The sequence below is a fragment of the Mesorhizobium sp. WSM2240 genome (assembly GCF_040438645.1).
Classification (GTDB): Bacteria; Pseudomonadota; Alphaproteobacteria; order Rhizobiales; family Rhizobiaceae; genus Allomesorhizobium.
The window spans coordinates 646,377-664,425 of sequence record NZ_CP159256.1 but is presented as its reverse complement, the minus strand read 5'-3'; the positions used below and the strand labels follow the sequence as shown (position 1 = coordinate 664,425).

Annotated in this window: 13 protein-coding genes and 1 pseudogene; 9 read left to right on the top strand and 5 right to left on the bottom strand. The window is 59.8% G+C overall.

The annotated features are described in order from the left end of the window. Window positions 1–427: 427 nt before the first annotated feature. Window positions 428–647 (bottom strand): annotated as a pseudogene (locus ABVK50_RS32770) (DUF892 family protein); the annotation flags it as partial. Between the two features lie 368 nt (window positions 648–1,015). Between ABVK50_RS32770 and ABVK50_RS32765 the strand changes: the two are divergent. Further along, a complete protein-coding gene (locus ABVK50_RS32765) occupies window positions 1,016–1,588 on the top strand; it encodes a hypothetical protein (RefSeq protein WP_353646469.1) in 573 nt (190 codons plus the stop codon). A gap of 17 nt (window positions 1,589–1,605) precedes the next feature. Further along, window positions 1,606–2,349, top strand: a complete 744-nt coding sequence (locus ABVK50_RS32760; protein ID WP_353646468.1) for a methyltransferase domain-containing protein — start codon at window positions 1,606–1,608, stop codon at window positions 2,347–2,349. A gap of 276 nt (window positions 2,350–2,625) precedes the next feature. Here ABVK50_RS32760 and ABVK50_RS32755 read toward each other — a convergent pair whose 3' ends face one another. Next, window positions 2,626–3,411: a phosphatidylcholine/phosphatidylserine synthase gene (locus ABVK50_RS32755; RefSeq protein WP_353646467.1), complete on the bottom strand. Its 786-nt coding sequence runs from the start codon at window positions 3,409–3,411 to the stop codon at window positions 2,626–2,628. Between the two features lie 258 nt (window positions 3,412–3,669). Continuing rightward, window positions 3,670–5,412, bottom strand: a complete 1,743-nt coding sequence (locus tag ABVK50_RS32750; RefSeq protein ID WP_353646466.1) for a sulfatase-like hydrolase/transferase — start codon at window positions 5,410–5,412, stop codon at window positions 3,670–3,672. A 666-nt stretch (window positions 5,413–6,078) separates the two neighbouring features. Between ABVK50_RS32750 and ABVK50_RS32745 the strand changes: the two genes are divergently transcribed. The 4 genes from ABVK50_RS32745 to ABVK50_RS32730 all read left to right on the top strand — a co-directional run bounded on the left by ABVK50_RS32745 (window position 6,079) and on the right by ABVK50_RS32730 (window position 12,121). Continuing rightward, window positions 6,079–7,056: a TIM barrel protein gene (locus ABVK50_RS32745; RefSeq protein WP_353646465.1), complete on the top strand. Its 978-nt coding sequence runs from the start codon at window positions 6,079–6,081 to the stop codon at window positions 7,054–7,056. A 425-nt stretch (window positions 7,057–7,481) separates the two neighbouring features. After that, entirely contained in the window at window positions 7,482–8,621 is a 1,140-nt protein-coding gene (locus ABVK50_RS32740; protein ID WP_353646464.1) for a glycosyltransferase, read from the top strand. A gap of 343 nt (window positions 8,622–8,964) precedes the next feature. After that, entirely contained in the window at window positions 8,965–10,413 is a 1,449-nt protein-coding gene (locus ABVK50_RS32735) for a DUF4214 domain-containing protein (RefSeq protein WP_353646463.1), read from the top strand. A gap of 220 nt (window positions 10,414–10,633) precedes the next feature. Continuing rightward, window positions 10,634–12,121: a hypothetical protein gene (locus ABVK50_RS32730; protein ID WP_353646462.1), complete on the top strand. Its 1,488-nt coding sequence runs from the start codon at window positions 10,634–10,636 to the stop codon at window positions 12,119–12,121. Between the two features lie 36 nt (window positions 12,122–12,157). Here the strand turns inward: ABVK50_RS32730 and ABVK50_RS32725 are convergent, their stop codons facing one another. Beyond that, the gene (locus ABVK50_RS32725) at window positions 12,158–12,514 is read right to left on the bottom strand and encodes a VanZ family protein (RefSeq protein ID WP_353646461.1); all 357 of its coding nucleotides are present in this window, start codon (window positions 12,512–12,514) and stop codon (window positions 12,158–12,160) included. A gap of 370 nt (window positions 12,515–12,884) precedes the next feature. Then, window positions 12,885–13,094 carry a hypothetical protein gene (locus ABVK50_RS32720; protein ID WP_353646460.1) on the bottom strand — a complete coding sequence of 70 codons (210 nt, stop codon included), beginning with the start codon at window positions 13,092–13,094 and terminating at the stop codon, window positions 12,885–12,887. An 866-nt stretch (window positions 13,095–13,960) separates the two neighbouring features. Between ABVK50_RS32720 and ABVK50_RS32715 the strand changes: the two genes are divergently transcribed. From ABVK50_RS32715 to ABVK50_RS32705, 3 genes are all read left to right on the top strand, one after another. Beyond that, complete coding sequence (locus tag ABVK50_RS32715; RefSeq protein ID WP_353646459.1) at window positions 13,961–15,361, top strand: TolC family outer membrane protein; 1,401 nt, start codon at window positions 13,961–13,963, stop codon at window positions 15,359–15,361. 99 nt (window positions 15,362–15,460) lie between these two features. Continuing rightward, a complete protein-coding gene (locus ABVK50_RS32710) occupies window positions 15,461–15,676 on the top strand; it encodes a hypothetical protein (RefSeq protein ID WP_353646458.1) in 216 nt (71 codons plus the stop codon). A gap of 64 nt (window positions 15,677–15,740) precedes the next feature. Continuing rightward, window positions 15,741–17,648: an EAL domain-containing protein gene (locus tag ABVK50_RS32705; RefSeq protein ID WP_353646457.1), complete on the top strand. Its 1,908-nt coding sequence runs from the start codon at window positions 15,741–15,743 to the stop codon at window positions 17,646–17,648. Window positions 17,649–18,049 lie beyond the last annotated feature (401 nt).

Genomic DNA, 18,049 nt, shown 5'->3' with positions numbered 1-18,049 from the left:
CGAGCACACAGGCGTGAGTCGGTGACCGGGCTCAGGAAGCGGCGAAACCGGCTTGGTTGGATGGCCGTTGCAAAACTGCGATCAATCTGAATACCCCTTTGATACCAACCGCGCCAAGAATCGCCGCACCTGCTTCCCGCATGGCTTCCTCGACGGCCCGCCCGGCTTCCGTGATCTTGGCCTTATCTGGCTGCGCGGAAACGCGCCTGCCGCTCCGCTGTAGTCATTGCAATTTCTGAAATCCCCTTCTGGTATGCCGTGCGCGTTTGTCTAGCACCTTCGGAGGCTAAGCCATACGATCTCCAGCCGCCGCGACCGGTCCTCGAGCCGCTTCAGGGCGCCGGCGAGCAGGGCACGGGCAAACTGGGAGGAGTTCGTTTGCAATGTATGAAGGACGGTCCCGGGACCGTCCTTCCGCCCAAGGCGGTTATGCGGCTTGTTGCAATGCGCGTTCGTTCACACCGGCCTCTCCAAGAGCGGAGAGCGCTTCGTCTGTTGCCGTTTCTTCCCTCGAGCGTGGCGTTCAAAAGTTCCACCGCTTCGGGTTTTCGGAGCTGTTCCGCCCACGCGATGAGGGTGCCGTAATGGGCGATCTCGTAATGTTTGACCGCCTGCGCCGCTGCCACCAGGCCAGCGTCCAGGGCCGGGACGCGCCCTTAGGTGGAGCGCCCATGCTTCAATACGGGCATTGGCGCGCTCGCCGTGAGCCAAAAGGCGTAGACGCCTACCAGCCATTCTCCATTTTCGTCGGTTTTCTCCCAGCCCGGCTTCATCTACTGTCGGCACCAACGAAAATCCAGAATGATCGAACTTGGCGCGGGTTCTTCGAACGGAAGTGAATGCGCCGTCATCAATCGGCAGGGACTGCCGCATTGAACGCAGCCCTTCGAAAGATTGTGTTCAGACCCCTCTCTCAAAAACGCAGGGGAATGTTGATGCACCAGCATGTTCTGTCGGCCTTGCCGAAGGCTCGCCGTCCTATGTGGTTCGGGTCAGAGAGTGGCTACGGCCAGTGATGCTCGCGGCGCTCGCGTACCCCGTCATCGGTATCGTCCTCGGTAACCAGTGGAGCGAGGCTGCCCCGCTGGTGCAGGCCATCGCCGTCGCGTCACTTTTCACCTTCAGCTTGGTCGCAATGGGGTCGATCTGGGACATGTTCATGCGCTCCTTGATCGTCATCCTCGTTTCTGTACCCGTAATTACAGCCTCCCTATTCCTCGGCGGCCTACAGGACGCCGCCCCCAGCACTCTGCTCATCGTTCCGTTCCAGGCGCTGGTGACGTTAGCGTTGCGTCGCAGGCGTCTTGGTAGGAAATGGTCCGAACTGACGGCCGCGGTCCGGCGAAGCGGCCGCGTCGCCGCATCGTCGCCGTCCGGTCTTCTTGCCGTCGCGCCGGCCGCCCGGTTCACCTTCGAGCGCTCGCTGGGGCAGGCGGCCGATGCGGGCCTCGGCGCGGCGTCCGGCCAGCTGGCTGGCCTTTTGGCGACCTGCCCTCCGCTGGGTGATGAGGTTGCCAGGATCACCTCAGCGCTCAATCCGTCAATAGCTCCACGCGTCAGAATGGCTACTGGCGTGCCCGAGCACTGAGGCCGAGGAAGCTTGCGATGGCCGACGCCGATTTCAACACTTACCGCAGCTGGAAATCCTGGAGCCAGGACAACTTCTACTGCCTTCCGGAGGAAGACCGTGTGTATTTCACAAAAGAACTGGAATGCTGCGGAATTGACAACACCAAGCGCCTATCAGTGTTCGAGATCGGCTTCGGAAACGCAAATTTCGCGAAGTATTGCCATGAGTGCGGCTTTGTATACGCGGGGAACGAACTCGACACAGAATTGGTCAGGCGCGCGCGCAGCTCGAAAATTGAAGCCTTCAGTTCCGGCGAGGGGATTAGCAAAGTTGCAGGCGGCCGCCGGTTCGATCTCGTCGTGGCATTCGATGTGTTCGAGCACATCGAAGCGGACGAGCTGATTGAGATGCTGAAGGACGCCAGAAAGACCCTCTCGGAGGGAGGGCGGATCGTCGCGCGCTTTCCCAGCGGGGACAGCCCGTTCTCCGCGCCGATTTTCAATGGCGACATGACGCACCGGACCCTGATAGGCCTCGGAAAGCTGGACCAAATTTGCAGGAGTTCTGGCCTGAGGATAGTCCGCATGCATGCCCAATCGGTCACGGTGCTCGGCCTTGGGATCGCCAACGCAATCAGAAAAATCCCGATAGTCGCGGGAAGACGTCTTACGGCAGCCATTCTGACCAAACTGTATTTTGGCAAGCAAAAACTTGTCCTTGACCCCAATATGGTGGCGGTGCTGGAATCGAATTCGACTCGCGTGGAGTCGCGGAGTTAGGGTACGGCTTGGCCGGATCTCCACCCGTTGTCCCGGATGCTTTGCGGAGGTTGCAGGAAGCTTGTCGTTGTCACCCGACTGCAGGATGGAAAGAACAGGTCGAGCGGTACTTGCCCATCTAGCTAGGAAGGCGAAGACGGCCACCGGACGAGGTCATCGTCTCGGCGCTTGCCCCTTCCGAGCTGGCTGCGCAGGATCAGTCGGTCAATGGCGAACTGGCTAAGGAAGCCCCAGCGAAACCTCTGCGTGACTAATCGCCGACGCCCCCTCCCGGTTTCAGATCCAACGCTTCCGCGCATCGACCGGAACACCGTCATGGATCCTTTGATCGTGCCGGAAACTAATCCAGCTGATCGGGATGGAGGACAGGTACAGAACAGTGAAGATCACCAGGAGCTCGCGCGGATAAAGGACTACGATCGCCAACAGCACGGCGACTGTTCCGAAAAGGCCAGCCATCACCGATCTGGACGACCCGATGGCCCACTTCTTCCCCGAGAAGGTCGGGACCTTTGACACCATCAACAGTGCAATCAGCAGGGTGTAGAGGCCGATCCATTGCGCGGAGCTTGGTGGCGGCATCGCCACGGAAACCGGCAACAAGACCGCCAGGGCCGCGCTGGGTGTAGGCATGCCGGTAAAATAGGCCTTCCGCCAAGTCGCCTCTCGGGGTCCCGACTGTGCATTGAAGCGAGCAAGACGCGTGGCCGAGCCAAGGGCGAATGCCATCAGGCACAAGCTTGTCGGCCCCGTCATCGCATCCTCGGTCCAGAAGAACAGAAGCACGATCGGCGCTAGGCCGAAACTGAGGAAGTCGGCCAGGCTGTCGAACTCTGCTCCAAACCGTGACGCGACGCGAAGCAACCGGGCGAGTCTGCCGTCGAGGCCGTCGAGGACGGCCGCCACTACGATCGCGGCCAGCGCATAATCGAATTCCTTCTCGATCGAAAAACGAATCGAGATGAGGCCCGAGCAGAGCGCCAACGCCGTGATCGCGTTAGGCAACAGCTGAGCAGTTCGGGATGAACTTTTCTGCCCATCCACACGGTGCCAATCGACCATTGATGCCTCTCGCCCGAGAATAACCCTTTGCCACACGTTCCCGATAGACAGCCTGCCCGCTGGCTTTGAGACCGACAGCTTATCAGAGGACATCAGGCCCACGCGGTCAATTTAGCAAGTGGGCTACGGTATCGGCGAAGAGAGGTAGGGCCTTTGTCAATTCCGGGTATCTGTGGAGCATAGCCCGAGCAGCCTTGAAGGACCGAAAGGAACGAGCGCACCCCTCGCGCCTCTGACCGAGGCTCGGGGTCCGCGCTTTCAGTGCAGGATAGTACCGTTGCAGGGAACGCTGCCCTTACAGAAGCTGAGGGATGTTCCCGTGTGCGCGCTATAGAAGTCGTCCAGCGAGCGATACCTCTTCTGCAGCATTGGGTCGACCACGTGCCATGTCGGCCGTATCGAGAACAATCCGAGGATGTCATCGGATACGAATTGAGGCTTCCAGGAAAGGTCTCGAAGCAGCGAGCCTTCGTACCGCTTTGCGATGTCAGATGGCTTATACCCCATCAGCTCGAGCAGCGTTGGCGCAATCGCGAAATGGGTAGCGTGGCCAGGGTATCGTGCGGCAACCGCCTCGAAGCGGCGTTGAAGGCTGGCGTCCCCAGACGCGACCATCAATGGAACGATGGCCTCGTTCGGATCGACATTCGGGGAGGTGGTGCAATGCGTCAGCCGACCAGGGCTGAAGTTCTGTCCGTGATCCGACGTGTAGATCACGGTCGCGTCGCTCCAGGCCGCCTCGCGGATCAGGCGAGACATCGTCCGGTCGGTCGACCAGCGCACTGCCTTCGCATATGTCTGGAGTTCCGCGGCGAAGCTGTCCGCATCTGCTTCGACGGCCTCTGTCTCGTCGGGCAGCAGCCCTTCCGGCGATCCGTCGCTGTATGGGAAATGAGCGCCATTTTTGTTTGCATAGATGAAAACGCGATCCCCGGCGCTCATCTCCTCGAGCACGATTCGGACGAGTTCGTCGTCTAGGGCGTACGACGCAAATGTGCTGTCGATTTTGTAGAATCGATCGATCAATATCGCTTCGGCGGGGCTCATGTAGTTTTGAAGCTTGCCATAGACGCCGATGAAGCTGGGCTGCGCGTCGATATATACGGTGCGAAAACCGGCCTTCTTTGCGTATTGCCAACCCGTCGGGCTCGTGTGGACAGAGCGGACGAGGTCGCGGCGATCGGCCATAAACCGAAGCATCGCGTTCGACAGGTGGGAGCAATTGCCGCTGGATACTGCCGGACTGAAGTCGATCCAATGCTCCCGCAGGTTGGCCAGCTCCGGAGTGACCGAATTTCCAGGCTCAAGGCTCACGAAATCTGAGCGAATGCTCTCGTCGACAACCACCACCACGGCGCGCGCGAGCGGTTTTCCGGGCGTCATCGAGACGGCATGTCGCTTCACGAACGAGCCGGTGTTGACCTTGTAAGCTGCGACCGCAGCCAGCGAGAGCGGGGCGAACTGTTTGGGCAGCGCTTGCGAGCCCTTGCCGTCCCTGACAACGACGACGCCTGCTATGAGGAGAACCGGCACCATGGGAAGCCAAGGCGACCAGTACCGAATCTTGCGTGCCACCCCTAACGAAACGACAGGGGGCATCGCAATTGCCACGATGCCCAACATGAAGACGGCGAGCGAGGACCAGACCGCATCCGAATAGAACTCCGACGCTCTTTGCACCTCATGGCGAGCTACCCAAAAATTCAGAACGTCGAAGATGAAGAATTCCGAACCTTGCACCCGATAGTAGCCATAGGCTACCGCACCCGAAATCGCCAACGGGGCGGCCCAGACAAGTCGAACGACCATGCTGGGCTGGAAGGCAGCAGCCAACACGGCGGTCAGCGAAACGACCCAAATCAAGCTGAAGACTGTAAAGGTTAGCAGACGCTGTTCGAGCAACAGCACCCGCAGGCGTTCCTCCAAACCGCCATTGGTGAGGATGATCAATGTGAGCAGCAGCCCACATTTCAGGATAAGAAGAGTGCGGCTCTTCACCATTAATGCCTCCCAGGGTCTTCCCCTGGGCAAAGACCTAGGCCCCGAGCCATTCAACCGCTGGCTTTTTCTGGAAAATCTACGAGCTTTCACCCCCAGGCGAAGGTCATCAATTCTATTGCCGACTTCGCATTCATAAAGTCATCACAATGGGCTGTTATTCAACTAAAGGAGTGCATGCTCGCTAACTCGGCTAAACTATTGAGGGATGGGGAGCCACGCTCGTAGAACCAGATTCTCATGAGTACGCGCCCTGGAACGCGCCCTCAGAGATTCAAGCTGTAATGCACGAGGCAACCTCGCAGCCAATCCGCGTCAAAAAAATATCTCACCGTTGGACGCGGCGATCAGCGTTTTGGTGTCAACGCCCGCAATAAGGGCACCTTGCGGTTACCTGGCCCGCGACCGACGCACCGTGGGCGTAGGCAGGTTTAATGGACCGTGCCAAGCGAAGTATCGCTACCCATCCCAATGAATGACAGGGCTGGCGAAAAGGGGAACTCGCGCGTGCGGCGCAATCCTGTGAGGTTGCCGATCGCCGTGAATACGGCCAGTCCAAGTCCACACCAATTCCGCTCACCAAAGGGACTTACTGTGCCCTCTGAGGGGCGGAAAAAGCAAATCAACCCTGAAGCAGCGTTACCACAAATGGCTCACCTCAGACCTACGATGACAGTTGATCGACGCTTCATCCTGCGAGGTGCGCTTGGGACAATCGGAGCGGCAGTGTCTGGCTGTACGAACGACACAGCGGAGCATTTCTCTGAAGGGTCCTCCTCCTATTCCAGTGCTCCCGAAGCTGCGGGAAAGCTCAGCCCCAGCGCGTTCAAGATGAAATTCGCACCTCACTTCGGCATGTTCGCCAATCTTGCAGGGCCGGACTACATCGACCAAATAACGTTCGCGGCCGACGAGGGATTTCGCGCTTGGGAGGACAACATACTTCACTGGCGATCGGAAGCCCAACAAGATAAGATTGCTGAAGCGTTGCACCGGAACACGATGGAACTCGGGGTCTTCATAGCGTCGGACCTGACGCTCAAGCCATCCCTTTACTTGACCGCAGGAGATCCAGAGGCGCTGGAGTACTTCCTGAGCTCTATAAAGGAAACATTGCCGGTGGCCCGTCGCTTCGATTCTAAATGGGTTACGATCTTGCTTGGGGATCGCCACCCATCCCTGCCGCACCAGTATCAGATGGCGAACATCATCGACGCGCTGCGGCGCGCCGCTGACATCGTGGAGCCCGAAGGGCTGACAATGGCGATCGAGCCCGTGAATTCATTAGTGCAGCGCCCGACGATTTTTCTCAGCAGTGTACGCGACGCTTTTCTGCTATGCCGGGCAGTAAATCGGCCCTCGTGCAAGATCTTGTTCGACATCTACCATCATCAGATAATGGACGGGAACATCTTGGGAGACATCGACCATACTTGGGAAGAAATTACTTATTTCCAGGTCGCCGACTATCCTGGGCGGAACGAGCCGACAACGGGCGAGATCAATTACGTTAATGTGTTCCAGCACCTTCACGAGAAGGGCTACCGCGGAATTATCGGCATGGAGCACGGCGTCAACGGCACAGGCCCAGAGGGCGAGCGCGCCATGATCAATGCCTATCGCCACTGCGACAGCTTTCTGCGGTAAACAACAGAAGCCTTGCACGCACTCACCCGTGCGGCGGGAGCCAGCCCGGACCGCCCCTCAGTCTCCGGCTCGAAGCACCGGCGCAGATTTGATCGGTCGACGGCGGTGCGGCCAGGTCGGGCGAACCCGCATCCAGTCATGGTCTGCCTTTCGGGAACAACCCACAGGAGTTGGGACCTGTTTGCCGAGCGCAGTGCGCGTTCGCGACGATAGACACTCCGGCATCGTACGTATGGCCCATTTGGGCCATCCGGCCTGAAACCGCCTACTCCCAAGTGCGAAGTTTTCCATCGACCCCGGCGTGCTACCTTCCAGCGGTCGCATCTCGGATCGGAGACATGGACAGCTCAAGCATCAAAGCCGAAGGGGCGGAATCTCTGCGAACCGAGAACGGGCGCGCAGCCCCATTTCCGCATGAACACAGGTTGGAAGACGCCGAGGCCGTGGCCCGTACCGGGGCGGCGTCCGCTTTGCTGATCGACAACTCGCTCTCGATATTGAATAGAACCGGGGCCTACCATATCGCCAAGGATCTTTGCCGCGAGTTCGTGCCGAAACACGCGCGAGCCCGATACTGGCGGCTGGGATCCATTGCCCCAGAAGGTCTCGCCCGCAAGGTGGTGGCCCGGTTGATGATGCTTGAAATCAGCTGGTTCAGGGACAGCAGGTTCTGCCTGATCAACGACAAAGCAGGCGAAGGCGGCGTCCGGCTTTTTCTCGATCCGCTCTATGTCCTGAGGTCTGAGCTCGCAGAAAAAGACATCGTCCTTTGCCACGATGTCGGCCCCTTGACGCACAGCGCCCTCTACGACCCCAGGACCACAGAGAGCTATCGCATCGCCTACGAGAAAATCCGCCGGCAGAAGCCGGGCGTCGTTTTCGTCAGCGACTGGTCGAAGGGCAACTTCACATCGCTGTTTGGATCGGACTTTCGGTTCCTGGAGACAATTCCGCTCTATGTTCGCACCGAACTGTTCGACGGCCCATCGGAGCCAGTCCCGGCCGTAGACGGCCGGTTTTTCCTGACGGTGGGCGCGTTCGAAACGCGCAAGAATCAGATCGCCGCTCTTGAAGCCTATCGGAAGGGCGGGTTCCATGCGCAGGGAGTGAAATATGTCCTGTGCGGCCCGCGAGGCGACGGCCACGAACAGATCATGGAGTTCGTCAAAGCGGTGCCGGGTGTTGTGATGCCCGGCTATGTACCGGACAGGCAGCTGCGCTGGCTTTACGCGAATGCCGAGGCATTCATCTTGCCAAGCCTTCTGGAGGGGTTCGGCATGCCCGCTTTGGAGGCGGCCTATATGGGACTGCTGCCGATCGTGTCCGAAGACAGCGCGTTGGTCGAGGCGGTGGGCGGCATCTGCGCGCAGGTCCCGCCAAAAAACCCTGAGGCGATCAGCTCGGCGATGCGGCGCGTGCTGCTCCGGAATCTGGAAGAAAAAGCGGAGACCGGACGCGTGCTGCAGGAGGTGGCCTCGGGCGCCACCAAAGAGCGGTTCCTGCTTCGGTGGAGGGATTTGCTTCTGATTCCTCCGGAAGTCCCTATTCCTATTGCCTATCCATGACCCGGACACTGCCGCTGATGTAGGCCATACGAGGTTTGCCGGGCGCAGTCGGAAGCGCTTGCGGACTTACGGGAGACCTCCAAATGGCCGTTCGGGAAGGATCGACCCGTCAGTCCTTCCTCCAAAAGGGGAGCCCAATGCGGTTGGCTATCCCCAATCGGCGAAGTTCCATGTCGATCCTATGGGAGCTAGCTTTTGAAATCCGTCGCTCGCAGCCGCGCCGTAATAGGCTAGGGAGATAATCCTTCGAAAGCGGTGGCAAAACCGGTGCTCCCCAGGATGGGCGGGTTGTTGGTGTTGGCTCGGCCCATATTATCCCTCGCAAACAGCAAAAGGGGTCCATATGTCCATTCGCTTGACAATCGGAGCAGCGTGTCTCCTGGCCACCACCGCCACCGCTTGTGCCGACATCCTCTGGGGTGTCAACGGCCATCCGATCGCCTCCTATCCCGGTGTCCCGATCGAGTGGCAGCTCGATTACATTGAGGATCTCGGGATGAAGTCCTATCGCGTCGACGTTCCCGATGCGGACGCAGACACGATTGAATTGCTATCCACCCTTGTCAGAGGAGGCAAGGAGCGCGGCATCGAAATCTTGCCCGTCATCGTGGGCGGCTTCGACCTGGATAAGGCCAGCGCCGAGGTCCTGTACCGCAAGGCGCACGAACTGGCCGTTGAGCTCGGCTCCCGTTTCAAGGATGACATCCGCGTCTGGGAGCTGGGAAACGAGATGGAGAACTACGCCCTCATCAAGCCCTGCGAGACGCGCGACGACGGAACTCAGTACCCCTGCGAGTGGGGGATCGCGGGCGGGCCATCTCCGTTGGACTATTATGGCCCCCGCTGGGCCAAGGTGAGCGCGGTCCTGAAGGGGCTGTCGGACGGGATGACGGGGGTGGACCCCACGATCCGAAAGGCGATGGGGACGGCGGGGTGGGGACACACGGGCGCATTCGAACGCATGCAGCAGGACGGCATTGAGTGGGACATTTCCGTCTGGCATATGTACGGCGGAGATCCCGAGCCTGCCTTCGAGAAACTCGCGAGTTACGGAAAGCCAATTTGGGTCACAGAGTTCAACAATCCATACGGCAGCCAGCGGGGCGAAAGCCAGCAGGCCGAAGGACTGGTGCATACCATGAAGCGGCTGCTTGAATTGCAGGACGCGTACAAGGTGGAGGCCGCCCACATCTACGAACTATTGGACGAAAGCTATTGGGCACCCGACTTCGAAGCCTACATGGGACTGGTCAGACTTGTCGGCTCCGTCGAACGCGGCTGGACCGCGGGAGGACCCAAACCCGCCTACTTCGCCGCAAAAGACTTGATCCGCGGGCCGCAGCCGCCTGCGGTCCCACGGCGGGATTGCGATCTCGCGGACGGCGACACGTACGGGACCCTCGCGGCGCGGCAGGCGGCTTTCGCCCATTGCCTGATACTGGGCCGCAAGGCGGGCGCGGAAGAAATCGATCAATGGTCCGCGAACTTGGAAAACGGCTCAGTCAACGTTCCCAACATGATGCTCGACCTTATGCGTTCCCGGGAATTCATGAAACGATACTCTCCGATTGGTCTGAGCGACCGCGACTATGTGAATTTCCTGTATCGCCTATTGGCGGACCGCGATGGGGACGGGTACGGACTTGACACATACGCCAGCCAGCTGCGGGACGGGACGATGACACGGGAGGCGATCGCCTTCGGGATGATAACGTCGAGCGAATTCAACTCAAAACATTCCGTGCATCTCGCTGCGGACCCCGCGGCAACCGGCACAGTTGCGGCCGATTAATTCATCGGCAGATGGGGGAGGGGCCTACTTACGGCTAATAAGTAATGGGGCACTGTGCCTACGCCCCAAAATACCGTCCTACGCCCAATGGCTTTCTTGCCGTCCGAATGCGGATTTCGGATAAGCAGTAGTAAGAAAGGCAAGTGCCGGAAAATGCGCGCCTGCGAGTCCGTTATGTCGGCGGAAACACGGACTTTGGAGGAAACGTGAACCAGCTGCCATGCAGATTTCGTTCGTCGGCCTCTTAGTTTGTGTGGGCATACTTGTGGCGGGGCACTACGCCCGCGCCACGCTGATCGTCGGACTCCTTGCCTCGTGGGCGTTCGGCTCGACGGCGCTGATGACGCTGAGCTCGCTCGGAGGTTCGTCTCCGCTGATCTACACCTCCTTCGCAGCCCTGCTCGTGATGGCAGTCGCCGCTAGGCGGCGTATTTGGCGTGACCTCGGTGAGGTGTTCGGCAACGTCCGTCCGGTATGGGTGCTCTGCGGTCTGATGCTCTATGCCCTTGCCGGCTCGTGGCTCTTCCCGCGTCTCTTCGCGGACCAGACAAGCGTCTTCGTCCAATCGCCGACGCGCGCGGGCGTCGTCGAAGCCTCGCTTGGGCCGGTCTCGGGAAACATCACGCAGACCGGATATTTCATCTTGGGTGGCCTGACGTGCATCGCCCTTAGCGTGCTGCTCCTACACAAGGACCGCATAGACCAGGTCAGGCGCGGATTCTTCGTGTGGTGCTGCCTCCAGGCCGGGATGGGGGGGCTCGATCTCGCGGGCAAGCTCGCGGGGCTGGGGGATGTCCTCCTGCCGATCAGGACGGCCAGTTACTCGATGCTCACGGAAGTAAATGAAGGCGGCTTCTGGCGCATTGCCGGAGCCTATTCCGAAGCGTCGGCCTTCGGCGGCTATTCGCTCGCCTGCCTTTCGTTCTGCTACGTCTACTGGCGGAAGACGAAATCGCGGCTCGCCTTCTGGCTGTCGGCGGCCCTGCTCATCCTCACGGTCTTGTCAACGTCGTCCACGGCCTACGTCGCATTAACCGTACTCGGTATTCCTGTTGCCTTTTCGGTCATGCGGTCGCTGCTCTCTGGACGTCTCGGGACTGCCGATATGGCCATTATCGCTATCTTGGCTGCCGGGCTCCTCGCAGCACTGACAATCAGCCTCTATGACCAAGGTTTTTTCGACCCCTTTATCGGCATGATCGACGCCATGGTCATCAACAAAGCCAATTCCACTTCCGGACAGGAGCGCGCCTACTGGAACTTAAAGAGCCTCCAGGCCTTCGTCGACACGAGCAGCCTGGGCATCGGCTTCGGCAGCTCCCGCGCGTCGAGCTGGCCGATCGCCGTGATTTCGCAACTTGGTCTGGTCGGCAGTCTAATGATGGCTACGCTGCTGGCGGTGGTGGCCCGCGGAATGGGGCGGCTGAAGCCGTATGTCGACCGCGAGACGAATGCTGTAGTGTCGAGCGTGCAGGCATCTGCCCTGGCCGGCGTCGTCGCGGCTTCGTTTGCTAGCGGTACCGCCGACCCGGGGATGATTTTCTTTATCGCTCTCGCTGTCATCTCTGCAAGCAGGGTTCGCGCCCGCCGGAACAGGCGTGGCGCCATGGTCGAGCTGCACCGCACCTGGTCCATGTTCGGGCCGGGAACTCACGATTCGGCTTTGGCACAACAACCGATGCGTCTCTCCGGATCGGTCAGCCGTTAGCGGCCCGCGCGGCAGAACGGCCGCTCGCCGAGGCCATCAAAGAAGGCCGCGATTGATGACTAATCGCCCGGCAAAGGCTCCGATGGCGCTTCCGGATGCCTTGAGCAGTGCGTCCAGCAGCGTTGCATGGCGATCCGGCGTTAGCAGCTGCAATGTTTCGATGGCAAAGGCTCCGACTGTCAGCACGCAAAGAACGAGCATCCAATTCCGGAAATACCCGACGCCGAATAGGAAACCGAGCGCAAGAAACGCAATGGCCCGCTCAACGCCCGGTGCGAGACCGGAGAGCGGGCGGAATACCATCGGCAATACTGATGCCGCCACGATCGCGCCGAGTAGCAGCCATCCTGCTGTCCGGCATTGTGTCCGTATCTTCCGCGCAAGTTGGCTCAAATTCCCCATCCTTCGGGCCAGTGGAGGGATAACAGGATTCAGGGACTGGGATTTAGTCGATCCCGTGGCCGCTTCAGTCGACCTACAACCTTGATGAAGTACAGCGCAAAACCGGTCCGGCCGGGGTCCGTGAGCACGCGATGACGGAGCCCCTCTTCGCATAGCGGTGTGGAGATGCGCGACAAGACCTCGCCGACGGGGACGACTGCGACATCCATCGTCTGTCTCCAGTTCGGCCAAAATATGCTCCCCCGAAACGCGCCTGGTTGTCTCAACGCCGCGCCATGAAATCCCGCTGGGTTCGTCCCAAAAGGGGCGATCGAGCGCCTTGCGCCCGCAACGGCCGGAAAACGAGGCGTGATGGACACCGCTAAGCCGCGTCGACCCAATTGCAACCGTGCTGGACAGCACACGGAATGACAGATTGGGCTTGATGTGGTGGTTTATCGGCGATGCGCGCCGAGACATTATGCAACAGATGACGAATATCTTCGGGGGCGACCCCGTCCCGAGCCATGACAAGTCTGACAATCGGATCCACTAAAAGATCTTCCAGTGACAACTCGCGCTGGAGCGTCATCCAAGCCTCCTCATTCAGATGAATTCTTGCCTCATACTATCAGTTCGTAACAAGAAGATGTCGAGGTGGAACTTGTTTTGTTACGGTTACGGCTGAAGCGCATGGGCATCACTGGAACAAGGGCCACCGCGGATTTGGCTTACGCGTAAGGAGACGCGACGCAAACATTTAGCTCAGAATGGGGCTGACGTTGAAATCGCAAGGGGGATTTTGACGTAGCTCGGGCTCCTGAAAGCGGCGGGATGTTCTCGCTGGGATCTAGGCGCCGGAAGCTGGATAGCTCCTGTCCGAGTTGAACTGGAGCATCACGACCAAGCCCTATGCCCGAGAACGCTATTTCGAAACCGAGGCCGCTTGATGAAGGAGGCTCGGAAGGGGCGGCATCGCCCGAAGGCTGGCGGGGCTGAGGCGCGTCTCGACCTCGCGTGTGACACCGTTTATCCAAAGGAGAACTCGGACAGGCGGCGCGCAGATTTATCATGCTGGGCCGTGGATTTTGCTCGCTTTGCGACGGCGACGCATCGGTCCATGACGTCATCGAATATTTCGGCCTCCTCGAGGATCAGCCCTTCTTCCACCATTAGTACATAGTTCTCGGCCAGGGCCTCAGATGGTCTGTCGCCGTGGCCAAATGCCTACGTCAGACGGCTTGATTGACTTCTTAACCTTCCTCAAGCAAATTGCTAAACGCGTAATGATTGCTGATTCGGGGGGCGTTGCTAATCGGTGCTTTATCTTAGTCGTCACCTGCAGTGTAGATGCGTGTCATCCGTCCTGGCGGACTCCACTCGGCTGGCATCAGGAAGCGATTCACACCCGGCCTGTCCACGACCTTGCCGCCCTCGGTCGCGCAAGGGGCTCTGAGAGTGGCACCTGTACGCCAGGGTATTCTTGCCGCGATCTTCTTTTCAACGACGGCGCTTTTTCCACTGACCGCATCCGCCGAAACAATCTTCGGCGCGCTCACCAAGGCATACCAGCTCAATTCGGAGCTGAATTCGGCCCGCGCCGGCGTGCGGGTGACCGATGAAGGCGTGGCGATAGCCAAGTCCGGCTACCGGCCGACGATAAACGGCGTGGCGAGCATCGACTATTCCTCGCAAATGGGCACCAGGCTCACCACCGGATCGTTCGGCGTCCAGATCAACCAGATGCTGTTCGACGGATTCCAGACCAAGAACAATGTCGCGGCCGCCGAATCGCGGGTGTTCGCCTCCAATGAAAGCCTGCGCAACACCGAGCAGAACATCCTGTTCAACGCGGCCAGCGCCTATATGGACGTGATTCGCGACCGGCAGGTGGCGGTGCTGCTGGAGCGCAATCTTGAGTTCCTGTCGGAGCAGGCGCGCGCCGCCCGCTCGCGCTTCGAAGTCGGAGAAGGCACCCGCACCGACGTGGCCCAGGCCGACGCCAGCCGTTCGGCCGCCGTCGCGCGGGTCGCTGCGGCGCGGGCGCAGGCGCAGTCGAGCGCCGCAATCTACCGCCAGATCGTCGGTGAGGAGCCGGGCCGGCTGGAGGCGGCGGCGCCGCTCGCCAAGCTCCTCCCGAACAGTCTCGACCAGGCGATCGGCATCGCCTCGAGCCGGCATCCCGCCATTATGGCGACGGAGCATCTGGTCGACGCGGCCGGCTTTACGGTGAAGTCGGCCGAGGGCCAGTTGCTGCCGCAGGTTTCGGCCAGCGCAAGCGTCGCGCGGAGTTTCACCGAACGGCATGCGGTGGGTCAGGGACTGCCCGGTGTTGGTGGTGGCGGTCCTACCGTCACCGAAGAATCCGGAAACAGCGCCAGCATCGGCGCGACACTGATAGTGCCGATCTACCAGGGCGGCAGGACATCGGCGCAGGTGCGTCAGTCCAAGGAATCGCTCGGCCAGGCGCGCATTGAGGTCGACGTGCAGCGCGATCAGGTGCGCGCCGCGGTCACGTCGGCCTGGACGCAATACTTCGCCGCGCAGCAAACGCTCGCCGCCACGCGCGAAGCCGTAACGGCGGCGCAACTCGCGCTCAGCGGCGTCATCGAAGAGCGAAATGTCGGACAGCGCACCACGCTTGACGTGCTCGACGCGCAGGCCGATGTCATCGACGCCCAGATTGCCGTCGCTAATTCGCAGCGCGACCTGGTGGTGGCGAGCTATGCCATTCTGTCGGGCGCGGGCGACCTTTCCATCCGCCGGCTCGGGCTCAATGTTGCCGAATACAAACCCGAAGAGCATTACAAGGCCGTCAAGGACAAGTGGTTCGGCCTGAGAACGCCGGACGGCCGCTAAGCCTTTCTTTGAGAGCACTTACCGCGGGTTCGCTGGGCTGGCGCGCACCCCGATTTGACCGAACAGGCAGCATAGCCGATTAGGCACAGGCGTACGCCTATGATCATGACGATGACTTCCGATACGTTCTCCCATACGCCGCGTGTTGAAGTGATCACCTCGGTGCAGCGCCAGCGGCTGTCGGGCGGGCTGCCGGTGCTGCCTGTCAGTGCCGGAGAATTCGGGCATTCCACGACCATTTCCCGTTACCAAGCCACGGCATTGATTTCCTTGGCCGAGCGCGACCAGAAGTCTGACACTCCGCTGAATAGTTAACCCGTCCTTCAGTGGGATCGCATAGGCTTCCTTGCGAAGAGGCATGGGAACGAGCTGACTGTCTATGGCCGTTAAGGAAGAAGACGCTCTGGAGGCCAGTATTCGTCAGGATCAGCTTTCTGATCTGCGCGCTGGTCTCTTAGTGTCTATGCCCATAAGTTTTGTCCTATCAGGCCTAATATTGACGGTGCAGGTCCTTTCTGGCGGCGGCTTTGCCGCCGTGATCTGGTTTTTGGTTGTCAATGCCGTAAACGCCGCCCGCCTTGCACTAGCCCGCTATCAGCTAAAACTTAGGGAGCACGAGGACGATCGCACAGGGGTTTTGCAGCGGCTTCACTGGTTTGGCACCCTTGCTCTTCTGTCAGGGATTGTGTGGTCCTTTCTTGCTGTCCTCACGGCTGGATACACGACCCCTCAAGCACCGCTGCATCTAATCATTCTGGCGGGTATTTCAGCTGGCGCGGTTACATACGGCAGTTCATATGCCGCGGCAGCGACCAACTTCATCACACCCCCGCTCCTGGTCACCGCGGCGTGCCTCTCGGCGAAGGGCAACTTTGAAGATTACGTTCTGGCTTTTGCCGTTCTGCTTTTCATGGGCGGCTTAATTCGAAGTTCGCTTGTAGGGCAAGCCCGCTTCCGCGAAACTAGCCGCCTGCGACATGAGGCGGAGCGGCTTGCGGCGGAAATGGAGCGCAATTCCAGGGAAGACCCCCTGACGGGCCTTCTGAACAGACGGGGCCTCGAACACGCGATCGATCAGCTTGAGAACACAGACGGTCCCTTCGTGGCAATGCTGATTGATTTGGACGGCTTCAAATCAGTCAACGATACCTACGGTCACAGGACCGGCGATCAACTGCTCGCCATGATCGCCCGCCGGATAAAGGAGGAAGCGCCGGCATGCTCAACGCTTGCCCGCATCGGCGGCGATGAGTTCGTGCTGTTTTTTCCCTCGCTCGGGGATTTGCGTGCTCCCAACAACCTCGCATCCGATATCATAGCCAAAGTTGCCAGCCCTTATCCTAAGGTCGCGTCCGTCCGGATCGGTTCATCGATAGGAATATACCTGGCTGAGAGGCCGGGACTGACGGAAATGTTGCTGCGGGCGGACGTAGCCCTTTACACGGCTAAGCGTCGCGGCAGGAACGAATTTTGCTTGTTCGATGCTGAACTTGACAGGGAACTACAGCGCCGCCAGTCCATCGAACGCGACCTTCATTCAGCGATAGAGACAAGAAGCTTGGGCCCATGCTTCCAGTCAATCGTGAGACTCGACACCGAGGTCTTGGTCGGTTTTGAAGCCTTGCTAAGGGGGTGCCATCCGATTCATGGTGCCATCCCTCCACCCGAAATCATCACAGCCGCACGCGAAACCGGAATGCTTCAGTTGCTAACTCAAACGGTATTCGCCGACTGTTGCGCACTGATGGAGGGTTTGGTGAAAGCTGACCGTCGTGATGTTCGTGTGGCGATGAACGTCTCACCGCGCGAACTGGAAGCCGGCGATATCGACGACATGGTTCTGAACGGTCTGGCGGCAAAAGACCTCCCTGCAACGATGTTCGAAATCGAGATCACCGAAGAATCCCCCGTCGACCCGGATAGAGTGGATGAAAAGCTCGGACGCCTTTCACATGCCGGCATTTCCATCGCGCTTGACGACTTCGGGACGGGCTTTTCTACGTTGGCATCGCTCAAGGACGGTCGGATAAGCAAGGTGAAAATAGACCAGGGCTTCATTCGTGGCCTAGCCAAGTCCCCGGAGGACCTGCTGCTTGTCAAAGCGGTGATTGATCTTGGTGGGACGCTTGGAATCGAGGTTATGGCCGAGGGTGTCGAAACAGAGGCAGATCGGCAGGCTCTGCAAAAGCTTGGCTGCAAAACCGCTCAGGGCTTCCTGTTCTCCAAGGCGGTGCCTCTGAGCCAAGCGCTTGACTTGGCCTTAAACGAGCCCGCGAAGACGTTGTGACCGCACCCGCCATAGCTCACTGCAGACGCAAAGCATTGCACCGCCTGGTGACCAACATCCCGCCTGCAATTGGCTGGTGACGAGGGCGAATGGGTTCGGTCGCCGATGCCCGCGTTCTGCTCCGGCTTGGCTTTCGTGATTGGGCGGACTTCACGCTCCTTCGCAGCAGGTTTTCAGTACCTGGGACCAGCAGCAGTTCGAGGCGCCAGCAGCAGATAAGGCTGCTGCTGTGTCAGGTGCCTGATGCCGCCATCCGCGCCAGTCGCCCGGCCACGTCATTCAGCTCCCATTCCCTCGCAAGCGCCGCGGCGACGCTCCAGGTCGGTGGGCGATCGGTGATCCGTGGGAGTGGCGCAGTCGGATCCATCGTGGCTATGCGGCGGTATAGCCGCAGCTCTTCT

Bases quoted from the DNA above. Each gene is read 5' to 3' on its own strand.
- ABVK50_RS32760 (WP_353646468.1), top strand. From the start codon at position 1,606: ATGGCCGACGCCGATTTCAACACTTACCGCAGCTGGAAATCCTGGAGC.
- ABVK50_RS32710 (WP_353646458.1), top strand. From the start codon at position 15,461: ATGATCATGACGATGACTTCCGATACGTTCTCCCATACGCCGCGTGTT.
- ABVK50_RS32730 (WP_353646462.1), top strand. From the start codon at position 10,634: ATGCAGATTTCGTTCGTCGGCCTCTTAGTTTGTGTGGGCATACTTGTG.
- ABVK50_RS32705 (WP_353646457.1), top strand. From the start codon at position 15,741: ATGGCCGTTAAGGAAGAAGACGCTCTGGAGGCCAGTATTCGTCAGGAT.
- ABVK50_RS32755 (WP_353646467.1), bottom strand. From the start codon at position 3,411: ATGGTCGATTGGCACCGTGTGGATGGGCAGAAAAGTTCATCCCGAACT.
- ABVK50_RS32745 (WP_353646465.1), top strand. From the start codon at position 6,079: ATGACAGTTGATCGACGCTTCATCCTGCGAGGTGCGCTTGGGACAATC.
- ABVK50_RS32750 (WP_353646466.1), bottom strand. From the start codon at position 5,412: ATGGTGAAGAGCCGCACTCTTCTTATCCTGAAATGTGGGCTGCTGCTC.
- ABVK50_RS32735 (WP_353646463.1), top strand. From the start codon at position 8,965: ATGTCCATTCGCTTGACAATCGGAGCAGCGTGTCTCCTGGCCACCACC.
- ABVK50_RS32720 (WP_353646460.1), bottom strand. From the start codon at position 13,094: ATGACGCTCCAGCGCGAGTTGTCACTGGAAGATCTTTTAGTGGATCCG.
- ABVK50_RS32765 (WP_353646469.1), top strand. From the start codon at position 1,016: ATGCTCGCGGCGCTCGCGTACCCCGTCATCGGTATCGTCCTCGGTAAC.